The following is an 11767-nucleotide window of genomic DNA, read 5'->3' as shown; positions in this document are numbered from 1 at the left end:
CCAAACAATATGTCAACATACAAAATAACGGGTCAACTTTTAACCACCAAAAAACTACCACTTCCGGGGCTTAAAGTAAGTGTTTGGGCTAAAGACAAAAAAGTAAGCGATCATTTGGGAGTTGCTTATTCAGATGCCAAAGGGCAATTTAATATCTCATTTGAGGATGCTAAATTCTTCGATGGAATAGAAGATAATTTGCCAGATGTGTTCTTTTTGGTATATCAAGGTGATCGGGTAATTCATAGTACTGAGGGCAAACCCATTAAAAATGGCAAAGATTTAAAAAATGTGGTTTTAGTTATTGACACCGAAGAAAATACAACTAACAACGAGCCAGCTAATGCAATCTACTCGCTACAAGGAATCGTTGAGCAGAAAGAAAATAAAAAATCGATACCAAATATAAAAGTTGAAGCTTGGGACAAGGACAAAAAGGTCAGTGACCAATTGGGTTTAACTATCACCGATGATAAAGGCAGTTTTTATATTCAATATGATTCCTCTCGTTTTAAAGACGACCCTACCGATCATTTACCTGATGTATTTTTTAGAATCTATGAAGGAGAGGACATGATTCATAGTACAGAAGGGAAACCCCTAAAAAATGTCACCCGTTTAAAGGATATCCGTATCGCCATCGATTATGATTTTGAAGCCTCAAACCTCAACTTTCCTAATCTGTCCAGAGCAACCGTATTGGATTTGGTAAAAAACGCTACACATACTCCAAAGGAACTAAAAAAGAAAGCACCCAAAATATATGCGGCCTTAAAAACTAAAGCTCAACAAGAGCTCCAGAGGCTAACGATAGCATTTTTTGAAAAAGCTTCATACGACTTAAAACATTATGCAAAAAAAATAGACTTTACCGGTTTAACCCAAGAAGATGATTCCGCAACCGATTATATGGAAACGGTCATTGACAAAAGCAATCTGCCCAATGCTATAAAAAGCGAAGCGCATGCACGACTTGTTAAATGGAAAAACGCAAAAACCTTAAATGAACTCATTAAGCCCGATACTGCAATTAAAGACAACCCACTAATAGAAAAAGAAAAACAACAGGCACACGTTTTTAAAATTGCAGAACTAGCTGCTTTAAATCCCAAAATAGCGGATGAACTTATTAAGAAAGATATTTCGCTTTATACTATTACGCCTAAAGCCATTGACGAACTCATAAAAGAAAACGTAGTTACAAAAGCAGAAGGCGAAACCCTTCAACTGAATGCGAACGTCTATACGTTGGCAAAGGGCAATACACAATTGTCTAATGCGATTAAAAATCATCGTCCAAACCAACCCTTAACATCTATTAGTGACTTGGTAGCATTAGAGGTTAATGATTGGAAAGCAATTTTAACCAATGCACAAGTAAATTCTGATGAAGCTAAAATTGAAAAATTGGCTAAAATCAAACAAAAACAAATTGAGCTTCTGTATCCCAATCAGGTGTTTATGGCACGAAGCAAAAAGTGGGAACTACCTGAAGTGCAATCGTTAATGTCTAAATTTTATGCATCTAATGACACACTTGATGTCTTGCATCTCAATTATAGTATGGATAGTAAGGATCTAGAGGCATTGAATATGAACAATTTTTCGGAAGGTGAGAAAACCTCCATATTGGAGAATCTAAAAACGAATCAAAACCTATATAACCTAACAAAAGATGCATCACAAGCTTTACATCTGAAAAAAAGATATAAATCTGGCAGGGAAATTATTCATAGTGGTTATTATGAATTTAAACACAATACTGGCTTTGATGAACAAACAGCGAAACTTATATATAAGAATGCAGAAACGGCTGCAATGCATTTTAATGTTAATTTTATCGATATATCCGACAAAATAAACAGCCCTTTGTTGGGCAGTATGATTGGCGGAACCACACGAGAAGCGCAAAGCTATCTTCGTCGTTTAAATGGCTATGAAGACTTTTTTGGTGAAACCGATTTTTGTAAGTGCAAACATTGCAATTCCATCATAAGTCCTGCAGCCTATTTTGTGGATCTTATGGGATTTTTGAAAGAAAATGTACTAGACAAACATTTTATTAACCCTCATCATAAGTCGATTTTAAACCCAAAAGTACGTCGTCCTGATTTATGGAGCGAATTAGTTTTGAATTGCGAGAATACACACACTTTGATTCCTTATCTAACCATCATCAATGAGGTACTTGAAAACTTTATTTATACACAAGCTCCTGAAACGGAGGGATTGCCTGATAATAGATATGCCATTGAAAACTTTGTGTATTATCTATTAAGTTTGGAAATAGAAGAAGAAGAAGAAGAAGAAGAAGGCTGCTTTTTAGAAATGAAGAGTATCCATCAACCATTTCATTTGCCATTGACTGAATTGGAAATCTATCTAAATCATTTTCCAATAACACGAGAGTCCGTTGCCAGAATACACTTTAAAGATGTTGCAGATGCAGAAAATATCATACCTCAAGCTGTTCTAGGTGTATCAAAATGCGCCTATGCTCTTATATCTGAAAATAGATATGCAGATTCGCCAGGGAGTAGCACTAACCAAACATTTCTAGAAGGATTTTATGGAATTAACATTCCTGCAAGTGGAGGTGTTGTTAATTTTGAACTCCAACAGTTACTGCATACATTGGATCTTGAAAGAGAAGAGTTCACAGAATTATTAAAGGTTCAGTATGTCTTTCCAGATACTTTTTTATCGCCTAGAAATGTAGAAATTAGAGGAGACAGAAAAGAGGGTGCACTACAAATAAATGTTGAATACATTGTTGGAGTTAATCAAGGCCATTTGGATAAAATGCATCGGTTTGTACGTCTATACAAACAACTGGATTGGTCTCTCACAGAGTTGGATACTATTAATTTTGCCATAGACCAGGCATTTAATAGGCTAGGTTCACAGTACTTATATCTTGAGCAAATAACGCAACTGGTAACGCTTCAAAAAACTCACAATTTTACAGTGGATGAGTTACGCATATTTATACATACCATGCCTTCCTCCGTTTTAAATGAACGGTTTAATATTTCCAGTTTTATAAAAGAAGAAACGGACCGCTGGTCTGCCTCAATGTTGTCTATTGGCAATATTGTTTTTCAGCATCCAAACTATAGAGTCTTATCATCAGATGATACTTCTTTTGTTGAAAAAAGCAAGGTTCATCATCGTTTATTAGCTGGACTTGGACTTAATGATGAGCAGTTTTTTCACTTAATTGAAAATTTAAAATCTGCACTCTCAGCATCTATTTCAACTGATACTTTAGGTAAATTTAGCGTAACCCATACCAATCTCTCTATTTTATATCGTCATGTACTTTTATTAAAAAAGTTAAAGTTGAGCGTTTCGGAACTCTTCTTTTTCATACAGCATGAATCCACTATTTCAGACGGCTATTTGTCAAACATATCAGAAATTGAAAAAGTGATTCGTTTAATAGAATGGTATAAAAAAAGCGATTACACCTTAACCGATTTGCAAATTATTCTTGAAAATTTAATTCCACAAGGGTTGAATGACGTAGGCATGAATCTCTTTTCTCGTGTTCAACAGAATAATAGCTTATTGTTTGCCGATACGCTGTTTTCTTTTGCCGAAGGAATTTCCGAAGCGCAGTCGCGAAGAATAATTGAAGATAATTGGACAACGATAAAAAAAGCTGATTTAAAGAAATTCAGTGTTCGTAATTTAGCCTCACTCGCGTTTACAATTCCTCCTGAAATTGAAAATCATTTATCATTGGAGCAACAAACAAAAGTCATTTCTAGGCTTGTTAAATTGGTTGGTGAACAGATTTCGGGAGCTTTAGAACCAATTTCAGAATTAGATCTAACTAAAATTAATGGAATTAGAAATGAAGAAGGGGGTATAAATGAATCAAAAGCTATTTTAGATGCAAATAGTGCCATCTTTGAATTGGTTCCCGGAACAACAGACAAATATCAACTTGTTGCAGGTGTGGAAACTACGCCCTCATTGTTGGGAATAAATATACCTAATGCCATTTGGACGAGTTTAACTGCAGACCAGAGGGCTGAACTATATTTGAATCTTTTACGCTTTTTTCAATCGGGAACTCCTGAATTTACAGACCGTTTATGGGTAGGAATAGCAGGTCTGAACTTAGAACAATCTAGGGAACTAATTTTAGAGAATAACAATTTTTTCAAAGAGATACCTAGCGAGAATTTATATTGGTTAACTCCAGGTTTTGAGGTGGATACATATATAAATGTTCCAGTTGATATTCCGCTCCCTGCTGCTAAAGCTCAAGAAATGCTCTTGTCTAAACATGCTTCTCAGATTATTCCAAATTTACTAGCTGCACATTTTGAAATTTCAACAGAAAAATTGTTAACACTTGCAGATTTAGTTGGATACAATTATACAGATCAAATGTATACCGAAATGCTACATGGTACAGAACCGTTGGAAGTATTAGAAACCCAAATTCAAACGATCCAAAAGCTTGCAGTTTGGTTTAAGGATAAGGTATTTACTTCAGACAGGCTTCAATTTATTAAAAACCATTCTGGTAATAACACTCATATATTCAAAATTGATGACTTAAATGGGTTTACTTCTCCAAGGTTATCAAATCTTCAAGAAACCGATATTTATAGAAATTTAATTAAAGATGCACTTAAGGCAGACACTTATAAAAATCTAATTGAAGATAATCTTGAGGAAGATGATGCATTACATTTAATTTTAGAAGGTTACATTTTTGAAGGTACTTCCACAAACCCACGGCCAAGATTTGATGAAACCGCAATTTTAAATTTGCCAATTATTTTGGAGGCAGAACAACGCATGTTAATCAGTCTCAATAATGTTATTCTTTTCCCAAATAAAGATGAAGCAGATGTGAATACAAACTATTCTTTAAAAGCACTTCAAAAATTCAAGGATGTATTGCATTTGGTTCGTTATTTAGGAGTTAGTCCTGAAGTGATACCGTTATTCGTTTCTAACGATTTTAATGAAATAGCTTTAGCTACAACCTCTGTGGTTACCGCCATCAGAACAAAGTACGATACTGAAGCCGAATGGCAAGAAAAAATTGGTCCATTTGAGGATAAAATTAGGGAACGTAAACGCGATGCCTTGACGGATTATTTGATTCATACGTATAGATTTGATGATCCAGACACGCTCGAAACCGAACAGCACCATTGGTTTCAAACAACTCATGACCTATACAATTATTTTTTAATAGACACAGAACTAGAAGGCTGCGCTCGAACTTCGAGAGTGGTCGCTGGCATCTCTAGCTTACAATTATATATACAGCGCTGTTTACTCAACCTCGAACAAAATGAGGAAGGTACTATTCATGTAAAACCAGGTGATATCCCAAAAAGTCAATGGCAATGGCGTAAGAATTACCGTGTTTGGGAGGCAAACAGAAAAGTATTTCTCTATCCTGAGAATTATATTGAACCCGATTTAAGAGATAACAAAACCGAGCTATTTAAAGAACTAGAATCCACACTTCTACAACAAGATATCAATACGCAAAACGCTGAAGATGCCTATAAGAAATATATGACGGGATTTGATGAAATCTCAAAATTAAAGATTGCGGGATCTTATCATCATTTGGGCAATATGGACAGTGATAGTCTTGAAAAACAGGCAGATACTTTACATCTATTCGGAGTTACCGCTTCCGATCCACCACTATACTATTACAGAACTATTGAAAATGTTTATAAAAAAGAGAAAGACAGTAATACCTATAGTGTTAAGTATAATAATTGGGAGAAGATAAATTTACAGATTCCTGTGAAAAAGGTGTCTCCTATTATTTATCAGAATACACTCCATTTATTTTGGGTTGAGATAGTAACTCGACCTAAAACTGAAATGATTGATGGCTCAAGTGAGTTTTCCGGTTATGAACATAAAATGACAGTTAAGTTTTCGTCATTACAATTAGATGGTACGTGGCAAACACCTCAAAAATACAACTACGAAAACCCAATTTTTGATGAACATGGAGATTCAGTTCGGGATCCGTTAGTTGAACCAATCGAAATTAGTAATTGGGTCATTAGTAAAAGAGGTGTAATTCAAAATGGTCAGCTAGTAGCTATTGACGATTTAATGACGAAAAAGAAAGCATTATTGCAAATTGTCAATGCATTAAAAGATGATCCAGGTCTACTAGAGTCTCAAAATCATTACATCGGAAAAATAGATATTTCTGGAGAGGAAGTCGATCTTCAAAATCAGAATTTATCAGCTCATGATTTTAAAATTTTACTGTTGCCAAAATATGGGTCAAAACAGGCTCACGAACTTGTAGAATTTAGAATGTTACATCTTGACCCTAAAGATGAATATACATTACATGGAGATGAATGGGAAAGGATTTATCCAACTGCACTTAATATTAATGGTGAGGGTATTTTAAATATTGATGGTAAATTTTTTATGGATGAACTAGATTTTCGAACTTCCACTCCAGTTATCAGTCCTATAAATCAAAATAAAAGATTAACTAGTCAACAACTCCTAGATACCAAATTTCTATATGTCGGCTATCCTAATCTTCATGTAAATTTTAATGAAATCGACCGCTTTTCGACCGCTCAAAAACTATTAGTGCCTAATAATGCACTTAGCTGGAGAGATATCAGAGGTGAAGAAGGCTTCCCAGATGGAAACGAACTTATGTCTTATGGGAGTCATGTTCAAGGAGTTGAAATAGCAATTGTGAATGGCACTTTAACTGATGCTATTATTACGTCTGAAAATGAATTGTTTTTTTTACATTCAACAAATAATGCAGATAAAGGATACATTATAAAACGTTTAGGTACTTCACTCAATAAAGTATTGAATGATAAAATACATCAGTACGGACTAAGTAGCTTTCTATCGTTAAATTTCCAATCACTATACTTGAAAGAAAAATCTTTTGAACCAGAATTTAATATAGAATTTAATCGCGTAACTAATGATTATTCTAATAGTATTGGCGAAATGAGTACTACTGGATCATTAGGTACTTATTTTAGAGAGATGTTTTTTCATATTCCATACCTTATTGCTAACCATCTAAACAGTCAAAATAAATTTTCTGAAGCGCAACAATGGTATCATTATATTTTTAATCCTGCAGGAAATCTTTTGCAGTCCGAAAAGGATGAATTAGGTCTGATTACAGATTCTCAAAAACGTAAGCGAATAATGGCAAATAGGGTTTGGCAATTTATTGAATTCAGAAAACATTCCCTTGCCACTTGGAAAGATCAGTTGAATGACAACCAAGCCATCAGTGCGTATGAAAATGACCCTTTTAATCCGCACGCCATAGCACGCTTACGTCTCGGTGCATATATGAAGAATATTACCATGAAGTATATTGATAACCTGCTAGATTGGGGAGATCACCTTTTTGCACAGGATACTATGGAGTCAATTAGCGAAGCTACTCTACTCTACTCCATGGCTTCTGAAATTTTAGGGCCAAAACCAGCAGAGCTTGGCGAATGTGAGCAAAGTGAGGATAACCTCACTTATGATATGATATATGACGAAATGAATAGTCCGCACTGCACAAACTTTTTAAATGGTGTAGAAAATGAAATACAGAAACCTCCAAAAAGACGCTTTGATATTGGACCAACGGTTATTGGCTCCGACATTTTAAATGCAGAAAGAAACGCTCGTTTTGATATTTTGAAAAACGTAGAATTATCTAGCCAACCCTCATTTGATGGACCTGATTTAGGCTTAGACAGTGAACTTGATATAGATTTCACTGAAACTTCAGATACATCAGAAAACCCATCATTTTTGATGAATTTTGATTTATGGGGAAGCTGGTTATTTCTTCCTTCATACCATACTAGCTTTTTAAAGCAAGTATGCCAGTTTTGTATTCCTCCCAATCCAGATTTACTAGGGTATTGGGATCGTGTAGCGGATCGCTTGTTTAAAATACGAAACTGCATGAATTTTAGTGGAGTGCGTCGTCAGATCTCACTCTTTGCGCCAGAAATTGATCCACGCTTATTAGTACGTGCTAAAGCAGCAGGATTGTCATTAGATGAGGTTCTAAATTCAATACAAGGTGATTTACCACCCTACCGATTTGCATTTTTATTGGCTAAGGCTAAAGAATACGCTGGAGCTTTACAAGGCTTTGGTGGCGCTTTACTTGGTTCATTAGAAAAGAAAAGTGCTGAAGAACTTACGATGATGAGACTAGGCCAACAAGATGAAATTCTTAAGATGACGCGACATCTTAGAAATATGGAAGTTTCGGCTTCGGAAGCAGGATTAGCAGGTTTAAGAATACGTAAGGAAAGCATTGAATATAGAAAAGAATATTATAAGAGTTTATTAGAGATAGGGTTAAATTCTTGGGAGTCTCAAAGCAAAATTAACAAAATTGCTGGTCATGTATTAAAACAAGGTTCTATAATCCCAATGATGTTTTCTACTACTCTACGGTTGGTCCCAAGTATCGTTGGTTTTAGTATGAGCACGCCCACAGATGGAACAGCAAATGCTGGGGATGCTTTTGCAACAATGATGCAGTACTATGGGAGTTTGGCGGATATTCTTTCCCAAATGCAATCTATAACCGGTGGAGAAAAACGTCGCGAACAAAGCTGGAAGTTTAGCCTAGATCAAACCAAAAACGAGTTAAAAGAAATTGAAAAACAACTTGTTGCAGCTGAGATAAGAAAAGATATTTCTATAAAATCTAAAGAGCTACATGAGAAAAGTATTGAGCAACACCAAGAGACTTATGAGTTCTACAGAGATCGCTTTACCAATTACGGTCTGTATACTTGGTTGTCAACTCAACTTCAAGGTATGTTTCGCGATTCTTATAATAATGCGATGACCTTAGCGCGTATGGCAGAACGTGCTTATCGCTTTGAACGCAATGATGATACTGCTGTTTTATTAAATGGTAATTATTGGGAAGCTTCCAAATCAGGTCTAATGGCTGGCGAAAAGTTGATGAATGACCTTCGTAAAATGGAACTTCGTTACATGGAAACCAACACTAGAAGCATGGAAGTGGATCAGGCATTTTCGTTAACACAAATTGATCCCAATGCATTATTAAATCTTAAGTCAACAGGGACTTGCGAATTTACAGTACCCGAATTGTATTTTGATTTGTTCTATCCTGGACAATATCGTCGTCAAATAAAGTCTGCTAGATTAACCATTCCTTGCATTACGGGTCCCTATAGTAATGTAAGTGCAGTGATGACCTTAAAGGAAAGTCATATCCGTAAGGAAGCCAAACTTCCTAATTCAGAGGGTAGCGAAATAGATAGTGGTCTAACATTGGTGCCACCATCTCGTACGACGAGTGTAGCCACAAGTACTGCGCAAAATGACAGTGGTGTTTTTAGATTGGATTTTAGAGATGAACGCTATATGCCTTTTGAGGGAGCAGGAGCCGTAGAGAGCACTTGGCAAATAGAATTGCCTAAAACTTTTAGACCATTCGATTATTCAACAATCAATGATTGTATCCTGCATATCAGTTATACCGCAGAATACGACACATCATTCCGAGAATCTGTAGAAGAAAAAGAGGGACTATTAGATAACCTTTTAAAAAGTGATGATTTTTCCCTACCAAGAGTATTTAGTTTGCGTCAGGAGTTTTCGCAAGCTTTCCATCAACTTTTGCATAGTTCTTTAAACACAGAAGTTTCGTTAGAATTAAGTGAAAAGCATTTCCCTTTATTTGTTCAAGGGAAACAATTAGCTATTATTAGTGCTGAACTTATAGTGGAGTTAGATGATAATGGCTTTAGAGATGATGATGGAGAAGTGGCTTACCCGGAAACTGGTTTTGCCTTAAATATTCAGGGTGATTCAACATCTGGAGATTCAATTTTGATTGATGGTTGGTCAAGTGAAAGAAATATACTCAAGACAGATGTAAGTGATACTATTTTTACTCCTCGTGTACCAGCAAATGAACCGTTTCGCGTCAGTTTCCAAGTTACGGATGGCGATACGTTTAGGCCTATTACTAACCCATTAGTTCCTTCCGATAGTTCTGCGCTTGATGATCATAAAATTAAGGATGTGTATTTGTTGATTAATTATAAAATTGGCTAATTAACATTTTTTAAATAATTGAAAAAAAATAATAGTTTTATGCACAATTTAAAAAAGCTAGTAAAAAACATCCTCTGATTTGTGCTAGTAGCAAGAATATGACAGAACTATTAGATATTCTGTACTGCATTAACAATCAAATAGTTACTAAATATTTTCAAAACAGGTAACCGTATAGGTAACTTGTGCTTTGATTTAACTTGATTTTAATTGTATTAAGTTATCAAAAAATCATGAAGTAATCTATATCAAATTGATGTAAATATTATGATATATGGCTAAATATTCATAAAAAAACACCTTAATTAAGGTGTTTAAACTAAATTGATTCATCCATTTTAATAGCTAAGGCTAATCTTTCGATTTCCCTTAAGCTCCTGCAACTCTACATAGAGTTTTTCATTATCTCCCAATACAAATTTAGGAAGTACATAAACAAATCTATGCGATTGTTTATCCGTAACTACATCTGGCACTTTATACTTAAATATAACCTCCTGCTCTATTCTTTGAAATGAAGCTCTAACTTTTTTATTTCCATTTATCGCATAAATATTCAAATAATCAACTATAAGGTCGATACCAGAACTGTTTTTAATTTCCATGACCATATAAACTTCGTCTTTGTTGTAAGCCACTTTAAGTAGTTTTAAAACAATCCCTTGTTTTCTTTTTGACACCATTGTATAAGACTTTGATTTCAAAAGGTACTCGGAATATCGTCTGTAATACAAATTTATAATATCGTCTTTTTTATTAACTTCTTCCAATTCTGCCGATTCTATCGTTTCTGGTTTTTCATTTCCTATGCTTTCACTTTTTTTAATAAAATAATTGAGTTTTTTGATTGTGTCTGAATACTTTAATATATATATATATATATATATATATATAAACTTGTCCGTCATTAGTTATCGCTAATAAATTACTTTCTGTTCCAGGTGTGCTTGCAACAATCCAAAATATTGTTCCTTTTCCCTGTTATATGTAAAAACAAAGTTCTCGGTTCCAGTGATTCCCTGACGTATTTGGTTAGGAAAAAACAGTGCTACATTCTTTTTGTCATTAACATAAATAGTGTCCAATTTTTTCTGCGCTATTATATAGTTTGAGCAAATAGTTAATCCAATTAAAATATATTTTTTCATTTTTTCTAGTTATTAAATTATTGGCTTTTTAAAATTAATTTATAATTATCGGTCACTGTAACCTTTATATTCCGGTTATTGCGCTGGAATATTTTTCGAATACCACTTACTTGCGGCATACCTGCGATATTGATATCGTCAATCACATCACCAATCACTTCTTGGGTTGCTTCAGCTCGAAAACTATTCTCCGCATAAACCCCTTCACTCCCATCTTGCAGATCGAAGGCTTTAAGTTTAGTGGGTAGATGATTGATGTTTTCAATATTGATTGCAACTCGATTGGGTTTAAAGCTGATAAAACCATAAAGTGGTGTATTTCTAGGAATTCTTTGTCCATCAATAAGCGCTTCTTTTTCCAAACGCATCTGTAGCCTAAAATTGGTTTTTACCGTTTGTGTTCCATCTACCCGAACATAAATCATGTTGTAAGCTTCCCCTATAACCGAACTGTTTAAAAGTGTAAAATAATTATTAATTTTAAACAGTATTATGAGAAAAAG

The 11767-nt window shown here is 34.7% G+C and carries 3 protein-coding genes; 1 reads left to right on the top strand and 2 read right to left on the bottom strand.

Annotated features, from left to right (window positions below; genetic code table 11):
• Positions 1-9: 9 nt before the first annotated feature.
• Positions 10-10116, top strand: a complete 10107-nt coding sequence (locus Q5N74_RS17750; RefSeq protein WP_304390338.1) for a neuraminidase-like domain-containing protein — start codon at positions 10-12, stop codon at positions 10114-10116.
• Positions 10117-10454: 338 nt separating this feature from the next.
• Here the strand turns inward: Q5N74_RS17750 and Q5N74_RS17745 are convergent, their stop codons facing one another.
• Together Q5N74_RS17745 and traM are read right to left on the bottom strand one after the other, a co-directional pair.
• The gene (locus Q5N74_RS17745; RefSeq protein ID WP_304390337.1) at positions 10455-11024 is read right to left on the bottom strand and encodes a DUF4138 domain-containing protein; all 570 of its coding nucleotides are present in this window, start codon (positions 11022-11024) and stop codon (positions 10455-10457) included.
• 257 nt (positions 11025-11281) lie between these two features.
• Positions 11282-11767 (bottom strand): conjugative transposon protein TraM (traM, locus tag Q5N74_RS17740; protein ID WP_304390336.1); only part of this gene is annotated, 486 nt, incomplete at its 5' end.

It is taken from the genome of Mariniflexile sp. AS56, assembly GCF_030552475.1.
Lineage (GTDB): Bacteria > Bacteroidota > Bacteroidia > Flavobacteriales > Flavobacteriaceae > Mariniflexile.
This window is presented reverse-complemented; position numbering and strand designations above follow the sequence as displayed.